The sequence below is a fragment of the Aquimarina sp. EL_43 genome, assembly GCF_943422735.1.
In the GTDB taxonomy this organism is placed as follows: domain Bacteria; phylum Bacteroidota; class Bacteroidia; order Flavobacteriales; family Flavobacteriaceae; genus Aquimarina; species Aquimarina megaterium.
The window spans coordinates 732,873-749,113 of the sequence record NZ_CALSBR010000001.1 but is presented as its reverse complement, the minus strand read 5'-3'; the positions used below and the strand labels follow the sequence as shown (position 1 = coordinate 749,113).

At 32.3% G+C, this 16,241-nt stretch carries 20 protein-coding genes; 7 read left to right on the top strand and 13 right to left on the bottom strand.

The genetic code is table 11. From position 1 onward, the window contains the following. Positions 1-14 precede the first annotated feature (14 nt). From cbiB to NNL09_RS03340, 13 genes are all read right to left on the bottom strand, one after another. Complete coding sequence (cbiB, locus tag NNL09_RS03400) at positions 15-959, bottom strand: adenosylcobinamide-phosphate synthase CbiB (RefSeq protein ID WP_196909123.1); 945 nt, start codon at positions 957-959, stop codon at positions 15-17. Then, positions 941-1,963: a histidinol-phosphate transaminase gene (locus NNL09_RS03395; RefSeq protein WP_196909122.1), complete on the bottom strand. Its 1,023-nt coding sequence runs from the start codon at positions 1,961-1,963 to the stop codon at positions 941-943. Before NNL09_RS03395 ends, cbiB begins: the two co-directional genes overlap by 19 nt. Then, on the bottom strand, positions 1,960-3,423 hold the full coding sequence (locus NNL09_RS03390) for a cobyric acid synthase (protein WP_196909121.1): 1,464 nt from the start codon (positions 3,421-3,423) through the stop codon (positions 1,960-1,962). Before NNL09_RS03390 ends, NNL09_RS03395 begins: the two co-directional genes overlap by 4 nt. Before the next feature lie 44 nt (positions 3,424-3,467). Continuing rightward, the gene (locus NNL09_RS03385) at positions 3,468-4,013 is read right to left on the bottom strand and encodes a 3'-5' exonuclease (protein WP_196909120.1); all 546 of its coding nucleotides are present in this window, start codon (positions 4,011-4,013) and stop codon (positions 3,468-3,470) included. Positions 4,014-4,062: 49 nt separating this feature from the next. Next, positions 4,063-4,596 (bottom strand): tetratricopeptide repeat protein, encoded by a 534-nt coding sequence (locus tag NNL09_RS03380; RefSeq protein ID WP_025663029.1) that lies wholly within the window; start codon positions 4,594-4,596, stop codon positions 4,063-4,065. Between the two features lie 3 nt (positions 4,597-4,599). Continuing rightward, positions 4,600-5,295: a peptide chain release factor H gene (gene prfH, locus NNL09_RS03375; protein WP_196909119.1), complete on the bottom strand. Its 696-nt coding sequence runs from the start codon at positions 5,293-5,295 to the stop codon at positions 4,600-4,602. A gap of 136 nt (positions 5,296-5,431) precedes the next feature. Next, the gene (locus NNL09_RS03370) at positions 5,432-6,823 is read right to left on the bottom strand and encodes an RtcB family protein (protein ID WP_196909118.1); all 1,392 of its coding nucleotides are present in this window, start codon (positions 6,821-6,823) and stop codon (positions 5,432-5,434) included. 883 nt (positions 6,824-7,706) lie between these two features. After that, positions 7,707-8,075, bottom strand: a complete 369-nt coding sequence (locus NNL09_RS03365; protein ID WP_196909117.1) for a nuclear transport factor 2 family protein — start codon at positions 8,073-8,075, stop codon at positions 7,707-7,709. A gap of 10 nt (positions 8,076-8,085) precedes the next feature. Then, entirely contained in the window at positions 8,086-8,829 is a 744-nt protein-coding gene (locus NNL09_RS03360) for an SDR family NAD(P)-dependent oxidoreductase (RefSeq protein ID WP_025663025.1), read from the bottom strand. 5 nt (positions 8,830-8,834) lie between these two features. Next, a complete protein-coding gene (locus NNL09_RS03355) occupies positions 8,835-9,029 on the bottom strand; it encodes a 4-oxalocrotonate tautomerase family protein (protein WP_196909116.1) in 195 nt (64 codons plus the stop codon). Between the two features lie 120 nt (positions 9,030-9,149). Then, the gene (locus NNL09_RS03350) at positions 9,150-9,713 is read right to left on the bottom strand and encodes a Crp/Fnr family transcriptional regulator (protein WP_025663023.1); all 564 of its coding nucleotides are present in this window, start codon (positions 9,711-9,713) and stop codon (positions 9,150-9,152) included. A gap of 140 nt (positions 9,714-9,853) precedes the next feature. Next, positions 9,854-10,582: a phytanoyl-CoA dioxygenase family protein gene (locus tag NNL09_RS03345; RefSeq protein ID WP_196909115.1), complete on the bottom strand. Its 729-nt coding sequence runs from the start codon at positions 10,580-10,582 to the stop codon at positions 9,854-9,856. 86 nt (positions 10,583-10,668) lie between these two features. Further along, on the bottom strand, positions 10,669-11,274 hold the full coding sequence (locus NNL09_RS03340; RefSeq protein WP_196909114.1) for an HAD family hydrolase: 606 nt from the start codon (positions 11,272-11,274) through the stop codon (positions 10,669-10,671). A gap of 271 nt (positions 11,275-11,545) precedes the next feature. Here NNL09_RS03340 and NNL09_RS03335 point away from each other — a divergent pair, with 271 nt between their 5' ends. The 7 genes from NNL09_RS03335 (at position 11,546) to NNL09_RS03305 (ending at position 16,009) form a co-directional block, all read left to right on the top strand. Continuing rightward, positions 11,546-12,016, top strand: a complete 471-nt coding sequence (locus NNL09_RS03335; RefSeq protein ID WP_196909475.1) for a Crp/Fnr family transcriptional regulator — start codon at positions 11,546-11,548, stop codon at positions 12,014-12,016. A gap of 74 nt (positions 12,017-12,090) precedes the next feature. Beyond that, positions 12,091-12,660 carry a DNA-3-methyladenine glycosylase I gene (locus NNL09_RS03330; protein WP_025663018.1) on the top strand — a complete coding sequence of 190 codons (570 nt, stop codon included), beginning with the start codon at positions 12,091-12,093 and terminating at the stop codon, positions 12,658-12,660. Next, positions 12,657-12,965 (top strand): hypothetical protein, encoded by a 309-nt coding sequence (locus NNL09_RS03325; protein WP_196909113.1) that lies wholly within the window; start codon positions 12,657-12,659, stop codon positions 12,963-12,965. The genes NNL09_RS03330 and NNL09_RS03325 overlap by 4 nt, the downstream gene beginning before the upstream one ends. A 238-nt stretch (positions 12,966-13,203) precedes the next feature. Further along, on the top strand, positions 13,204-13,689 hold the full coding sequence (locus tag NNL09_RS03320; protein ID WP_025663016.1) for a hypothetical protein: 486 nt from the start codon (positions 13,204-13,206) through the stop codon (positions 13,687-13,689). 224 nt (positions 13,690-13,913) lie between these two features. Beyond that, a complete protein-coding gene (locus tag NNL09_RS03315) occupies positions 13,914-14,654 on the top strand; it encodes a leucine-rich repeat domain-containing protein (protein WP_196909112.1) in 741 nt (246 codons plus the stop codon). A gap of 102 nt (positions 14,655-14,756) precedes the next feature. After that, positions 14,757-15,206, top strand: a complete 450-nt coding sequence (locus NNL09_RS03310; protein ID WP_196909111.1) for an HAD family hydrolase — start codon at positions 14,757-14,759, stop codon at positions 15,204-15,206. Positions 15,207-15,337: 131 nt separating this feature from the next. Next, positions 15,338-16,009, top strand: a complete 672-nt coding sequence (locus tag NNL09_RS03305; protein WP_196909110.1) for a DUF6796 family protein — start codon at positions 15,338-15,340, stop codon at positions 16,007-16,009. The last annotated feature ends 232 nt before the right edge of the window (positions 16,010-16,241 follow it).

Genomic DNA, 16,241 nt, shown 5'->3' with positions numbered 1-16,241 from the left:
ACTAAATCGAAAAATTATTGTCTTGCTATGTAATAAAGAAAATAGTAAGCCATACAAATTAAAAGAACAAATGTAAAGGTTACTTTTTGATTGATCCTTGCTACTGTTTTTATTTCCTGGTCTTTCAGGATTCGATCATTCGTTCCTATAAACGGTTTATCAACTAATTTTCCGTGATAATAATTAGGTCCGCCAAATTTGCAATCCAGAATCGCAGCCAGCGCAGCTTCGGGATATCCGGCATTAGGGCTAGAGTGTTGTTTACCATATTGTACTACAAAAGAAATTTTATGAAGTTTACCAGTAACCAGTAACATTAGAAATGCCGTAAGTCTAGCCGGGATATAGTTAACCACATCGTCTAGTTTTGCAGCAAACTTGCCAAAATGTATATACCTCTCATTTTTATAACCAATCATAGAATCAAGGGTATTAATCATTTTATATCCCATAGCACCGGCCACACCAAATAATGTATAGTAGAAAAGAGGAGCAATGACTCCATCACTAAGGTTCTCTGATAATGTTTCGAATACTGCCGTTTTTATTTGTTGTGGATTTAATTGATCCGTTTCTCGACCCACAATCCATGACAGTCGTTTTCTACCTTGTGCTATTCCTTCTTGTAAGGCTGTAAAAACGGCTTTGCCTTCATCTATCAAACTTTTATTTGCTAAGGCGTAGAACACGAATATAGAGGTAAATGTATAATAGGCAATTGTATATGAGGAAATGAGTTTTTGAGTATAATAAAAGAATGCAATTGTACCTATGAGTAATCCAATGGTGAGTGCCATTCCCTTTATAAAAGCAAAGGGGTTTGTGTTTAGTTTTTTTTCACCAAAAGCAATACTATTCCCGAATAATCGTATAGGATGAGGAAGCCATCGGGGATCTCCCAATATCAAATCAAGAATATACCCAATTACCAAGGGAATGATTACTGTAGCATGCTCCATTGCTGTAAAGCATTAATTAATAGCTCATTTTTTTCGGGACTCTGACTGGCAATACGAATGTAATGACTATCTAAACCTCTAAAGTTTGATGCATCTCTTATCAATAATTGATGAGTGTGTGCTAAATAATCTTTGAGAATAGGGGCACTGGGTGTTTCTAGTTTTACTACAAAATAATTAGTATTTGATGGGGTAACAGTAAATCCATCTAATGTATCAATTTGTTGTTGTAATTGGCTACTATATCCTAGAAGTGTTGCCATATCTGGATATAAAGCCTTAAAGTTTTTAAATATGTGTTTTCCAGCCTCGATTGCCATGGTGTTGACATTCCATGGTATTTTAGTAGACTGCAGTTTTTCTCCTATTACTGTACTACACAACATGTATCCTAACCGTAATCCTGGTATCGAGAATAATTTGGTTAACGATTTTACGATGATGAGATTGGTGAATTTTTCGAGAAGCTCAACACAAGATTTGATCTTATGAGTAAACTCAATATACGCTTCATCGACAACAAATGTAGTATCGGGGAAATCGGATACTAATTTCTCTATTTCTAAAACCGTATTGCTATACCCATTGGGATTGTTAGGGTTACAAAGAAATACGAGATCCTCTTCAAAAGAAGTATGTAGTACTTCAGAACGATCAAAGTACTTAATTTTCATGCTACTCCTTAAACAAGCATCTTCATATTCAGAAAAGGTAGGAATGCCTATGGCTGCTTTTTTACCAGAAAAAAGAAGAGTTATATTATAAAAAGCTTCTGTAGCTCCGTTAGTTATTATTACCTGTGATGAATTTAATCCATGATGATTTGCTACTTGTTGTGTTAATATATCTGCACTCGGCGTTGGGTAATTCGCAATAAGAGGTAGTTGCTCTCTAAGATATGAAAGTAACAGCTCTGAAGTTCCTTCATGCCAAATATTAGAACTAAAATTTGCTTTAAATGGTATTGCGTAACGATAGCCGTCATCACCGTGTCCGTATATCATGATATAATGTGCATTTCAGAAATAATAGAATCGATATCAATGCTTTTTTCTAATAAAGCAGCTAACTTATCATAATTTTCTTCTTTATAGGCTTTATAATCAAAAGATGTTTTGGTATTGGTAAAATTTTGTAACACATCTTCAATTACAGTAGAGTGATCCAAAATTCCATGAATATAGGTTCCCCAGCAATTTTCGAGTATATATCCTTCAGGTTGACCATCGATATAATTTAGAGGTTGATGATTTTCAACCATAGTTTCTCCCATATGGATTTCGTATCCCGAAATGGTTTCAGGATACTCTTTAAACTTAAAATTACATTGTATAGTTGTTTTTTCTGAAGTCAACTGCGTGGTTATAGGTAAAATACCTAATCCGGGAAGCGTTTTAATATCACTTTCGACTCCCAGAGGATCTTCTATCATTTTTCCTAACATCTGATATCCACCGCAAATACCAATAATGGTTTTTTGTGATTTGTGAGCGTCTAATATCACCTTAGCAATGCCTTTTTCTCTAAGAAATATAAGATCCTGGACAGTGTTTTTACTTCCCGGAAGTATAATAATATCTGCTTCAGATATACTTTTGGGATCATTAGAATAAAAGAGATGTGTTCTTGCATCCTTTTCTAATACATTAAAATCGGTATAATTAGAAATATAAGGTAGTAGAACTACAGCGATATTCACTAATCCGCTCACTACGGTTTTCTCTTTTTTCTGTAAGGCTACAGAGTCTTCTTCTTCAATATAGATGTCACTGGCATAAGGTACAATCCCTAAAACGGGAATTCCGGTTAGTTTTTCTAACATCTTTTTTCCATCTTCAAATAAAGAAATATCTCCTCTAAATTTATTTATAATTACCCCTTTCAAAAGTTTCTTTTCCCAGGGTTCGAGAAGTGCTATTGAACCATATACACTTGCAAAAACACCTCCTTTGTCAATATCGGCAACAAGATATACATCTGCATCGGCTGCTTGTGCCATACGCATATTTACAATATCACGATGTTTTAGATTAAGTTCGCTTATGCTTCCTGCTCCTTCTAAAACGACAGGATTATATTTTTCCTGGAGCCGAAAAAATGCGGTTTTAGCTTCTTCAAAAAGTTGCTGCTTATTATTTCCTAAAAAGTACTCTTTAATGGTTTGATCACCAATAGGTTTTCCATGTAAAACGACCTGGGATTTATTTGCTCCAGAAGGTTTTAATAAGATCGGATTCATATCTGTAGCACAATCAATTTTACATGCTTCGGCCTGTACAGCTTGCGCTCTTCCAATTTCTAATCCATCGGGAGTTACAAAACTATTAAGCGACATATTTTGTGCTTTAAATGGGGCAGGAGCATACCCTTTTTGTTTTAACAATCTACATATACCAGTAACAAGAATGCTCTTTCCAACATCTGATCCTGTTCCTACAAACATAATAGGCCGTAATTTTGTCATTCTTATTTGTGAAATGAATTGGTTTCAAAATTAGTTAATTTGTTTTATTGTTGAATACACCAATGTAAGATTTTAGCAATATTTTTGGCATCATCGACTCCTCTGTGATGTGTTCCTTCTAGGGGGATTTTTAAAATCCCTAATGCACCTTTCATTCCAACCTTTCTTTGTAATCCTTTGGTTTCAGAAAAAAGTGCTTTCACATTAATATGATTTTGTGATAAAGGATACTTCATTTCTCTGTTAGCACATTGTTTCTTCATCATGTTTAGATCATATTGCCCGTAGCTTGCCCAGGTGTATTCATGACCCTTGTATTGAGCTCTTAGCATTTCGCAGGCTGTTTCAAAAGAAACTCCTTCTTGATCTACTAATTCTTGAGTAATTGTAGTGAGCTCGGTACAGAAAGGACTTACTTCTGATTGCTCGGGTGTAATGAGTATCCCTTCACTTTTAGAAATGCTTCCTGTTTGCGTATCCAAAAGGCAGATTCCTATTTCTATGATTTCATTAACCTGACCTGCAGGGATAGGTCCATTCCAGCAGGTAGCTTCTAGGTCTATGATTATAATTGTATTTGTTGTTTTCATTTTTTTTAGTTTCAATACATCATTCCAGTTTTTGCTGGAATGATGTGCTTTATGATTTCTTCGTTTTCTTTTTAGAAGAAGACTTATCCTTAGCTTTTTTTTGCTTTGGCATTTTATTTTTAATTCGCTCTTCCTCTTCTTTTATATCATTAATAAAATGATTATTGTAGGCATTTTCTTTTGCCAACTTCAGACATTTTAATGCTTTTTTATAGTTCTTTTTTTGTTCAAAAAGAATTCCTTTTTTTAGATATAACATTGCCTTATCTGTTCCTTTTACGGTTAGGGCAAAATCGACTAGTTTTTCGGCTTCTTCGTAATCTTCATTCCAAAGCAAGACATTGATATATTTAGGATATACATCTAATGCATACATATCTTCTGCTAAAGCCTGCTGATAGTACTCTTTTGCAACCTCATAGTTTTTCAAACTCTCTGCATATATCTGACCCAAAAGACTTAATGCAATTGGATTTTTTTCATCATAAGACAATGCATAGTTCAAAGATTCTACAGCTTCCTCTAAGTTATAAGGATAAGCGTCTAATGCCTGAAATAAATATTTGTCTAGTAAATTACTCATTTTCTAATTCTTTAATTGATTGTATAAATCAGTTTTTAATTGATTTCGTTTGTTTTTAAAGGTTTTTGTCACTTTTTTCTTTTTGAAATCAGTTCCTTTAAACACTCTAATCGGGTTACCACGTTGAATATTTAAGTGGTTTTCCCATTCATCTGATACCGATTTTTTTAATTGTTCTAATTGCACTTCAAGTACTTTGTTTTTTAATCGTTCGACAGCAATTTTTCGATTTTGATGTTGTGAACGACTATCCATTACCACTACACTTGTAGCCGTAAGTTTATGTGTTGCTCTAACTGCAGAATTTACTTTGTTTACATGCTGGCCACCCGGGCCCGAACTTCGTATCATTTGAAATACAATATCTTTTTCTGCTATTTTTTCTATTGATATAAGGTCTAGTTCGTAGATCCCGATAAACCAGTTTTTTCGTTTATGATATTTACGAAAAGTTGAGGTTCCTATCCACTGTACAGTTCCTAACCAGGAACTTACCAAATCGTTTACTTGATCGCCCTGCAGTTTTAGTGTAGCAGATTGCAATGTGCCGTTTTCTATACCTTTTACTCTCTGTATGATGCTATAGGTTACTCCTATATGTCGTATATCATCCAAAAAATACTTAAGTACCTGGGCTACGACCCAGCAACATTCTGCGGGGCCTCTTCCTGCTGTTATTTGTATAATTTTTTGATTCATTTTATTGTTTTTTACAGACCTCACAGGTTTTAAAACCTGTGAGGTCTTAATTTTGCGTTAGGGATTGAGGCTTTGTTGAAGCTCCTCGCCGAGAGCGACTGCCGAAAGCCCGACCCTTTGGGTAACGCCCTAACTTTTATTTATCCATTCGAACAATTTTTGGTGTAAATGTTCCAACAATTTCTACGAGCTCTTGTTGATTTGCCATTACTTTTTCGATGTTTTTATATGCCATTGGAGCCTCATCAATTCCTCCTCCTATAAGTGTTACATCATGCGCTTTTAACTGCTTTTTGATCTCACTTCTTGTAAATTTCTCTTTGCACTTTCTACGTGAGTGTAAGCGACCAGCGCCATGTGATGCAGATTGTAAACTTGCTTCGTTTCCTAATCCTCTTACGATGTACCCTGGGGCTGTCATAGAACCGGGAATAATCCCTAATTTACCTTTGGCGGCCGGTGTAGCTCCTTTTCGGTGTACAATGCATTCCTCTCCATTTACTTCTTGTTTCCAGGCAAAATTGTGATGATTTTCAATTTTTGCTATGGGTTTTGACCCTAATAACTTTGCTATCCTGGCATGAATATCATCATGACAAGCTTGTGCATAATCACCAGCAAGATTCATCGCCAACCAATATTCCTGGCCATCGTGAGTATTTAAATCTAACCAGGCCAATTGTTGTACATGCTTTGGTAACGGGCATTGCTTGGTAGCTAAATACGTATAGTGTTTGGCGATATTGGCTCCTAACCCTCTTGAGCCGCTATGTGATAACACTCCTAAATATTCGCCAGTCTTCAACCCCCACTCATTAGCTGTATCGGTAATTGTAATTACTCCAAACTCTACAAAGTGATTACCACCACCCGAAGTACCTAACTGCTTATACGCTTTGTCTTTCAATCTTTTGACTAACGGGATGGTTTTAAATTCATCTCGTTCAAAGATCTCATGATCATGCTTTACCTTATGAGTTTCATACATCCCGAACTTGGTATGTTCAGAAAGTATATTCTCTAATTGATGCTTTTTTCCTTTGAGATATGATATTGCTATTGGATAGACCGTTAAACACATTCTACATCCAATATCGACTCCAACTCCATAAGGAATCACAGCATTCTTTGTTGCCAGTACTCCTCCGATAGGAAGACCATATCCGGTATGTGCATCTGGCATTAAAGCTCCTGCAGTTGCAACTGGTAATTTTAAGGCATCAAACAACTGGTATTTTGCCTGTTCATCAATTTCATTCTCACCATAGATTTGGAAAGGAGATCGAGTTGTTTTCAATGCATGCCTTTTGACCTCTACGGGTTTTAATAAACTCTCTGCTATCTTTCCCCAGATACCGTCACCCTGGTAAGCTTCTGGATTAAGCAATACTTTTTTGGCTTCAATTAATATATGTTCTTTTTTTACTCTCTTTTGATATCTATTAATCTGACCCAAAGTCACATTAATACTATTATTCTTTGGAAAACCTAATTTAATTAGATCCTTTCCGCTTAGTTTCTTTCCCATTAGTATAGGTTTTGATATTTGTCAATAATGAGTGATGTAATGAATTTTCATTACTGACATAAACTTGATAAAATGTTTCGAGAGATTTTATTGAGATTTCAATTACACTTTGACAAAGCCTGCCTGCCTGTATCAAAGACTTAGCGTGACAATGCAGTCTGATTAAAAGGAAAAATAAAAAATCCGAAACTTTATGGCTTCGGACTTCTTCTCATATATAATGGAAATTATGTACTGGCGAAGTCCCGAAGCATACTCTTAAAAGAACCTGGTTCTTTTGGAGTGTGGCAATATATGTTTGTAAAAATCATATTACTTCGGTTATTAAAGATTAACTATTATGGTTTTGCAATTTATGAACTGCGGTGCAAATATGTAATCTATTTTTTAATTATACAACTAAAATTTAAAATTTAATTTATTGATAATCAGTATTTTATGTTGATTTTAGACATAAGAATCCCTGTCCGTTTTTTTACGGATATTAGCCTGTTTGGTAACCAATTGCTGTTCTGATAATTATCTCTCAAATACCATTTTTATTTGATAAAATAGGTATACAAAAAAGATGATAAAAAAAGCGTCCAAATTTATTGGACGCTTATGTTTTTTATATCTTATGTATAGTTTGCTACCTATATTCTTGATTTAAAAACGGCTTTACGGCGTCCTTTTTATATGTAAAAAATAATAACATAGGCTTAAAACTTGTTTTTTGGTTCAAAATTATGACGCAAATATGAGGTTATTTTTTAACCCTTCAAAGGATTTATTAGAATTCATAGCTATAATAGGCTTTGTCTTCTAAAAGAAACTCTTCATCTTTTTTTTATCCTGATTTGTCATAATCTGGTTTTTGGTTATTAAAATATGAACACTTTATTTATTGCACATGAGTGAATAGTTTATTTACAATTTTCCAATTGTTATTGATTTTGGCTAATGATAAATAGTCGTAATAATTATAACCTAACATGGGAAGATGTAATTTTGCCATAGCAATTTTACCCATAATATCGATCCCTATAATTTTCATTTTTAGATTCTCGTTTAAATCTTTAGGGCTTTGTCTATTTTTAACTCCTTCAAGATATTCGGTTACACTTTTTAAGTAATCTACACCTTTGATATCTCCGTAGATATATACGTTTTTATGAAAACAAGATTCGAGTTTGGTTACATCTCCATAAAAAATTCCCTCAAAATAATTAGTAATTAAGTTTTCGATTTCTTTAATATGCTCTTTATACATAATTTATTTTTTAGATGGCGTGTCCAACTGTATGTCCTCCTGCCACATTAATCGTTTCTCCGGTTACAAAATTTGATGTAGCCAAATAATATGCTGCTTCTGCAATTTCATTGGCTTCTCCAATTCGGTTTAATAAATGTAATCCTGCTAAGCTATCGGCATTTTCAATTCCGATTTTACTTTGCAATGGACTTCTAATTATTCCTGGAGCTATGGTGTTTACTTTGATGTTATTTTTACCAAATTCGGCGGCTAGTTGTCTGGTTAAGGCATGGATGGCACCTTTACTCGCTAGAGGAGCTGTTGCCGGGAAGCCATCAATAGCATGGTCGACTAAAACGGTTCCGATGTTTATAATCGAACCATTTTGTTGCTTTATCATATGAGGAATTGCAGCTTGCGATGTAAAATAGGTTCCTTTTAAATTTACATTCCAATACTGGTCTAAATCTTTTTCCTCAACATCTAAAAAAGGTTTTGGAGAAAATACGCCTGCATTATTAATTAAAACATCAACCGTGTTGAATTTTTCTATTGCAAGGCTTACGAGTTTTTGTCCTGTTTCTTGTTTGCTGATATCACCGACCAGGTAGATTACGTTAGAAGGAGAACCGAGTTCCTTATAAGCGTTTTTTAAGTTTTCTTCGTTAGAAGAGTTCATAACAACATTACTCTCTTTTGCTATAAAGTATTTTGCAATTTCTTTACCAATTCCTGTAGATGCTCCTGTAATAATTACTGTTTTGTTTTTCATGTTCTTTATTTTTTAGTTCCTAAATACTGTTTTGCGTTCACTCCCCAATTTTCGATAGGAACTTCTTCAATAACAACATGAGTTGTTTTGGGGTTTTTGTTCAGTATGTCAACAACGAGCTGTGTAGCTCCTTCTATTAATTGACGTTTTTGGTCTGTTGTTACCTGTTCATCGGTAACTTTAATGTTAATGTATGGCATGACTTTTTTATTAAATTAATAGTCATACAAAGGTGTTGTAGAATGAAATTATTAAGAAGGAGGATTGTCACTTCTTTGGTGTGATGTATATCACTTTAAGCAATAAACGAGTAAAAATAATTAAGAGTTTAATCTGCTAAGCGTTTCTCTGGAAACCCCTAGATAGGCGGCAATCATTTTTTTGGGAACACGTTGAAAAAGTTTTGGATAGTGCTCGAGTAGTAATTCGTATCGTTCTTTAGACGAATTTTTCAATAATGATAAGATTCTATTCTGAAGCGCAATTCGACCCATTTTACTTTTTTTGGCCCAAAAACGTTCCATTTTATGCATTTTGGCCGTTAGCTTTTCTCTATTTTCAAAAGTTATATAGAGTAACTCGCTATCTTCTATACAGTCTATAGAGGTTTTGGATTTGGTTTGTTTTACAAATGATTCGTAATCTGTAATCCACCAATTCTCCATCCCGAATTGTAGTATATGCTCTTTTCCTGTCTGATCTATAAAATAGCTTTTTAAACATCCTTTTATGATCCAGTATTCTTTATTAACAATTTCTCCTTCCTGAACAATATATTGGTGTTTGCGCCTTTTGATTTGTTCAAAATGACTCAACACAAAATCGAATTCTTCATCGGTAAGGCTGATTATTTCTTCGATATGTTGTCGTAAAGGGTGTGTCATTTTAATTGTTGTAAATCCTAGATACATGAATCAAAGCAAGATAAATATACCCGAATCCATTGGTTTCTGTATTTATTTTACTTCTGGTTAAACTTATAAAAAATTAGTGCTACAACCAATATTTAAGAACCTTTGAAGTTTCACTTACTAATTTTTTTATTCCAATATTCTAACCAATTTAGCGGTTCAGCCAGCTTATGTTTATTTAATTCTAAATGGATTACTCTTCTTTTTTTTCCGTTGGTTGTTCTATTTGATGCATGTAAAGTTAGAGGTTTCATTAACATTATTCCACCTTTTTTAACTTCACAGATATGCTCTTTTTCAATTTTCCAATCTTTCGATTCTATTCGGATTATTCCCTTTAGATGTGATTTTGGAATTACTTTTAATGCTCCATTATTTTTATCAGTATCGTCCAAATGAATTCGGATTGTGATGGTGTCTTGCAAAATTTTAATTGGCGGTTGAACCCCATATTGGCCTTTTTTAAAAGTCCAATTCACATAATTTTTCAAATCTACTTTTTTATCTACCGAGATGCTCAAATCTTGGTGATACCCTACGAACCAATTCGATTCACTTGGTTTGTCAAAATATATGGCTTTAGTTAAGAAATAGTCAGATTCAGAAAGGTCAGAAATTAATCTAGTTAGTTTTGCATTAAACAATAATTTGGTTAATCCAGGAATATTTTTTGTAAGCTGCCGAATTGCAAACAAATCTTTTGTTTTTAGAAAAGAATTCCCTTCTTGTTTAGTACTTTCTATACAAGCTAAAATTTGACTTATTTCATTTTCTGAATATAAGTTGACCAAAACGGAATATCCTTTTTCTTCAAGCTCTATTTTATTTTTTGTATAGTTCATTGTGATTTATGGATACTATCTTTTATAGGTTAGATTTGTTCTTCGAAGGGAAGCGGGTACCTCAATATTTCGTATAAAATTCGTTTTTAATGTTTTATAATTTCGTTCAGATTTTTTATTTCATAATCTTTTGAAATAGGAGTGTAACGACTAATTTTTAAATAATTCCATCCCATATTTTTTGCTCCTACAATATCTGATTTAAAAGAATCTCCAACCATTAATATTTCGTTTGGTTTGTTGCTGGTAAATTTTTCTATTTCTTTAAAAATCTCTTTATTGGGTTTTAGAAATCCATAATCACAGGAAAAAATCATTTTCTCAAAATACTGATCAAGATTATTATAAAAAACAGGCTCTTTATATGGCGATGCTAAATTTGAAATCAAGAAAACTCGAAAATGTTTTTTTAAGTCTTCAAGAACATGTAAAACTTCTTCATAAATAACAATAGAGTCTAATTCCTGTTCTAACTCAGGTAAATTTTTATCGTATAATGTACTAAATTCAGGAGGTAGAATATCCCTCAGTTCACTAAGATCATTTTTCATCACGAGCTGTAGGTATGCCGAAACATCCATATCGAAACCGTTTTGAGAAATTTTAAATAATTTCAAAAAGAAATGATTTGATTCTTTTATTTCAATCAAAGTATTATACAAATCAAAAACTATTGTTTTAATATTATTCATAACGATTACAAAAGGCAATTATCCTTTATATATATTCACAAATCTAGCGGATTTTTGATAAATCGAATAGTTTCATCCCGATGACAGATTTAAGGTGCAAATCTATGCATCTGGCTATATCCAAACCTTATGGGGTATAGAGTAGTACGAAAACAACAGAAATCTATACACAAGTAGCAATAAATAATTTGAGGTGTATCTAAAATCCTCTAGATTTGTGAGTAAAAGAGAAATATATCCAATTATTGTATACCATTGAAAATCAAACGAAATCAGAATAAAAAAAGGACAAATACTTCAAAGAGCAGGAGAAAACAACACTAAGATTTACATAGTAAAATCTGGCTTGCTTCGTAGTTACGTAATAGATGAAAAGGGAAAAGAACATATTTTTCTTTTTGCACCTGAAAATTGGGTTATGACAGATAGCACAGCTAGGAATACCCCTTGTAAACTATTTATTGATGCCATTGAAAATTCAGAAGTATATATTCTTGAAAAAGGAAAAGAAGACAAAATAGAATTACAAAAAATCCTTAATCGTTTAGAAGCACTTCAAAACAGAGTCCTAATGATGATGTGTTCAACAGCGCTTGAACGTTATGAACACTTTATTAAAACTTATCCTAAAATCATTCAAAGAGTTCCACAACGAATGATTGCTTCATATCTAGGCATTACACCCGAGGCACTTAGCAAAGTTAAAGGGAAACCAAAAAAAATGATTTCACCGAAATCTTAATCTAGATTAATGCTTTGAAAATTTATCATCAGTAATTTTGGGTATTATAAATAGTAAAATGATACTGAAACAAAATGAAAAAATGTTCTTGGTCAGTTAAACATAAAATTGAAGAGGATTATCATGATAATGAATGGGGTATTCCAATCTATGATGACCGATTATTATTTGAATTTTTAATTCTTGAAGGTGCTCAAGCCGGATTAAGTTGGTTAACTGTTTTGGTTAAAAGAGAGTATTATCGCAACGTATTTGACAATTTTGAGGCAAACAAAATTGTAACCTATGATCAGAAAAAAATAGATGAATTACTGAATGATTCTGGAATTATTAGAAATAAGCTAAAAATCAATTCTGTAGTAAGCAATGCCAAAGCTTTTCTTGAAATTCAAAAAGAATATGGGAGTTTCTCTAATTTTATTTGGGGTTTTGTAGAAAATAAACCTATTCAAAATAAATGGAAAAAAGCTGAAGATATTCCTGCCAAAACTGAAATCTCAGACATAATGAGTAAAGTATTAAAGAAAAAGGGATTTAAGTTCATAGGGTCAACTATTTGTTATGCTTTTATGCAAGCGGTAGGAATGGTAAATGACCACACAACTGAATGTTTTAGATACAACGAAATTAAAAATATAAAATGAACGTAGTAGAAATTGTAAAATGGAAGGCGAAACCTGATGTTTCGGATAAACAAATGATTGATGCAGTCAATAAAATGGTTCCTGATTTAAAAAACTTAGAAGGGTTTATTAATCAAACTTTATATAAAGACGAAGAAGATACTTGGTTTGACGTATATTATTGGGATACAACAGAAAATGCTCATCTTTCAAATGAAAGAATGGCAGATAAAGAATCATTAAAAAATCTGTTAGAATTGATAGTATTGGGATCTGTATCAATGAAGATATTAATACCTCTACAAAAAGCTCAATCATCTAATTAATATATTGTCAAGAAAAACGGTATACAACAATGTATAAAAAACATAGGGCAGTTTAGACTTATCGAAAAGTCTGAGTTTATTTGCAAAGTCGCCAAATATAAAATTTGGCGTTTATGAGAAAAAAAAGATAACAGCAAAATATTTATATTTGGCTAAGTAATAAACCAAAACCATAGTGCTTATTACCTGCCCTATGTTTCTTATACATTGTTGTAAACAATTATAAATTGACAAATTAATGCCTGAAAAATCAATTGTAACAGATTCTTCCAAATCCAATAATAAAATGGACAATGTAATAAACCAACTAAAAAGTGGTTTATCCAAAATTGGTGATCTTGGAACTAATACTAAGGATAAATTTGTTAATTATGTAAAAGATATTTTTGATGTTTTACCCCTAATTGAAAAAGCCGGATTCAGAACGAACAGGTTAATTGTTGGAATATCAATTCCTCCATCGGTAGAAATCCATTTTAGCAGAGTTACGGAATTTGATGAACATCATATTCAAAAATTAATGGACGAATATTCAAATAAAAAAATGTTCAAATTGATTCTAAAAGGGCTGTTGATGTCAAATGAGTTTCAATCCAAGATTTCAACGGAGGATTTAATTTTTAGCGAAACCTGTATAGAGATTTCAATACCACCAAAAATTAGTATTAAATACCTAAATAAGGATATCGCAAGTTTAAATAAAATCGAAACTGAATTTGATTAAAAACAGTTTACAACACGATATATGTGATCATAGCAACTAAGTGATTAATCGAATGGTTGTTGTATTTTTGGTAAGTCACAATGCTTGCTGAATGGAAAAGTTAGCAGTCAATGCGCGGAAAATGTCGATGACTAGGTAATAATTGCTTAACTACGATACATGTATTAAACGTACCAGCAATACATCTAAGACATATATCAGAACTTTCAACGATAAAATTTGTTATGAATGCAATAAAATTTAAGGACAAAATCCTAGAGAATCACATCAAATCATTTTTCAACAAAAATGAGGATGAAGATATTTATGTTGAAAATATCAATGTATCAGAACTAGATTGCTACAACACAGGAATTACTTCATTGGAAGGCTTAGAACTATGTTCAACTATCAGTAGTTTATACGCTTATAACAATAAAATAAGTAGTATTAAACCTTTAGCATCCATGAAACAATTAGATTTAATTAACTTATCGGATAATGAAATTAATGATATTAGTCCATTAAAAGAATGCATAAAACTAGAAGTACTTAATCTCTCTTCAAATAAGATAATAGATATCTCATCGCTATCAAAACTAAAAGACTTAGAAACACTTTGGCTTGCAGAGAATGAAATTGAAGATATTGAAGCCCTTAAAGGATTGAAAAAATTAAAAGTTTTAGGTCTAAACGATAATAAAATCAAAAATGTTTCTGTTCTAAAACACCTTCCTAATTTAACAGATTTACATCTTTGGAATACAGGAATTAAAGATATCAGTTTCTTAAATGAGCTTAAACATTTAAGTTATGTTAACCTTAAAGATAATCATATCCAGGATATAAGTCCACTTATAAATCACCCATTTTTAAAAGGAATTTCACTTGATGGAAACCCGCTGAAACGGAATGCTATGGACGATATAAAGACCTTAATTGACAGAGGGATTTATGGATTGGAAAGTATTTTAGAACGTACCTAGTAAAATATTGAGATCATTTTATAAACAAATTACAAAGCTGGTAACAATGTATAAACTGTATTAAAACGACTGTTTGCATTAAACGTTACCCAACATTAAAAAATGAATATCAGTTTTGATCTTGACAGCACTTTAATTCCAAATGGGAATGAGTTTGAAACAGAAAAGCGTAACGGAATTGCTAAACTACTCGGAATTGAAAAAATACGAAAAGGGACAAATAAATTAATTTCTGATTTACAAAATCAAGGTCATAAAATCCATATTTATACCACATCATTTAGATCTAAAAGAAAAATAAGACTGACTTTAGGATATTATGGAATAAAAGTGAATCGAATTGTAAACCAAACAGAAAACCGACGAGTTTTGACCTCTCGGAATATTCACTCGTCTAAATTTCCGCCAGCTTTTGGTTTTGATTTACATATTGATGATTTAGAGGGTGTTGGGATTGAAAGTGAGAGGTTTAATTTCAAAGCAATTATTGTTGAACCTGCCGATAAAAATTGGATTGAAAAGATAAAAGGCAGGATAAAAAATGCCGAGTAACAACATATGTAGCTTATTGCATCTGATTTCCTTAAACGGAATTCATTGCAATTTTGTTACCTTGGTACTGATAGGAATTTCCAACGATCTATACACTAAACGTTGTATACAATGCAAAAAATAAGTAATAGATGAAAATGAATAAATTTTGTATTAGAATTTTAGGAATACTAGGAGCGCTTGGCGGGCTAATTTTGTTTTCTGGAGATATGCTTTTTTACTATGATTCTAGTAATACCAATTTAACAGAAAATATGGGGAATGCATCTGATTTCAGAATTATTTCTAGTGCTGTTACTGCTCTGTTGGCAGCTTGGTTTTATATGTTAGGAGTGGTTCAAATATATCATGCCTTTAAACCAACTAAACCTATAATAAAGAATACAATTTTAATTTGTTTTGCTGCTATCTTAATTGCGTATGGAGTTATTCATGGTGCTTATGTTGCTATTGCCACATCGGCGAGATTAGCTACCGAAAATAACCTTAATATAAATGAGGCAGTCTCTTTAGCTACTGAAGCAAATAATGTATTGAGACTATTTGTTTATCCAATTTTTGGACTTTTATCTATTATATTTATCATTCAAGTCTGGAAAAGAAAAACTTTATATCCAAGATGGATTATTCTTTTTTTTCCACTGGTACCTTTTTTAATACAAGGCTATATTTGTAAAAATTTGTCTGGTAATTTTTGGATTATTATTTGTGGCGGTTATTTAAATCTTATATTGGTTATCTTCTTTACGGCATCAACAATTGCATTATGGAATATAAAAAGTCTAAACCTCAATAATGAATAGAGCACTACACACAACAATGGCTCCTAATGTAAAGCTCTTTCTTAAGCCTTAATTAAAAAAAACTTAGTTCGACCTAAGCTAAAATGTCATAAAAAGCGTCAATTCGAGTGGTTTTTCAGAATGAAATGTAGAAAAACTGTATCGAGAATAGCTTTTTTTGGATAGAAAATCACTATTCTCGATACAATCTTCCCGGGCCTGTACAGAGTTATGCCGAAGTATCAGATCACTT

What these genes read in the sequence shown, in the direction of transcription:
- NNL09_RS03380 (WP_025663029.1), bottom strand. Translation starts at nt 4,596, where the DNA reads ATGAGTAATTTACTAGACAAATATTTATTTCAGGCATTAGACGCTTAT.
- NNL09_RS03395 (WP_196909122.1), bottom strand. Translation starts at nt 1,963, where the DNA reads ATGATATACGGACACGGTGATGACGGCTATCGTTACGCAATACCATTT.
- NNL09_RS03330 (WP_025663018.1), top strand. Translation starts at nt 12,091, where the DNA reads ATGAAAAAATGTTCTTGGTCAGTTAAACATAAAATTGAAGAGGATTAT.
- NNL09_RS03360 (WP_025663025.1), bottom strand. Translation starts at nt 8,829, where the DNA reads ATGAAAAACAAAACAGTAATTATTACAGGAGCATCTACAGGAATTGGT.
- NNL09_RS03315 (WP_196909112.1), top strand. Translation starts at nt 13,914, where the DNA reads ATGAATGCAATAAAATTTAAGGACAAAATCCTAGAGAATCACATCAAA.
- NNL09_RS03370 (WP_196909118.1), bottom strand. Translation starts at nt 6,823, where the DNA reads ATGGGAAAGAAACTAAGCGGAAAGGATCTAATTAAATTAGGTTTTCCA.
- NNL09_RS03310 (WP_196909111.1), top strand. Translation starts at nt 14,757, where the DNA reads ATGAATATCAGTTTTGATCTTGACAGCACTTTAATTCCAAATGGGAAT.
- NNL09_RS03350 (WP_025663023.1), bottom strand. Translation starts at nt 9,713, where the DNA reads ATGACACACCCTTTACGACAACATATCGAAGAAATAATCAGCCTTACC.
- prfH (WP_196909119.1), bottom strand. Translation starts at nt 5,295, where the DNA reads ATGAATCAAAAAATTATACAAATAACAGCAGGAAGAGGCCCCGCAGAA.
- NNL09_RS03365 (WP_196909117.1), bottom strand. Translation starts at nt 8,075, where the DNA reads ATGTATAAAGAGCATATTAAAGAAATCGAAAACTTAATTACTAATTAT.
- NNL09_RS03385 (WP_196909120.1), bottom strand. Translation starts at nt 4,013, where the DNA reads ATGAAAACAACAAATACAATTATAATCATAGACCTAGAAGCTACCTGC.
- NNL09_RS03340 (WP_196909114.1), bottom strand. Translation starts at nt 11,274, where the DNA reads ATGAATAATATTAAAACAATAGTTTTTGATTTGTATAATACTTTGATT.
- NNL09_RS03320 (WP_025663016.1), top strand. Translation starts at nt 13,204, where the DNA reads ATGCCTGAAAAATCAATTGTAACAGATTCTTCCAAATCCAATAATAAA.
- cbiB (WP_196909123.1), bottom strand. Translation starts at nt 959, where the DNA reads ATGGAGCATGCTACAGTAATCATTCCCTTGGTAATTGGGTATATTCTT.
- NNL09_RS03325 (WP_196909113.1), top strand. Translation starts at nt 12,657, where the DNA reads ATGAACGTAGTAGAAATTGTAAAATGGAAGGCGAAACCTGATGTTTCG.
- NNL09_RS03305 (WP_196909110.1), top strand. Translation starts at nt 15,338, where the DNA reads ATGAAAATGAATAAATTTTGTATTAGAATTTTAGGAATACTAGGAGCG.
- NNL09_RS03345 (WP_196909115.1), bottom strand. Translation starts at nt 10,582, where the DNA reads ATGAACTATACAAAAAATAAAATAGAGCTTGAAGAAAAAGGATATTCC.
- NNL09_RS03390 (WP_196909121.1), bottom strand. Translation starts at nt 3,423, where the DNA reads ATGACAAAATTACGGCCTATTATGTTTGTAGGAACAGGATCAGATGTT.
- NNL09_RS03355 (WP_196909116.1), bottom strand. Translation starts at nt 9,029, where the DNA reads ATGCCATACATTAACATTAAAGTTACCGATGAACAGGTAACAACAGAC.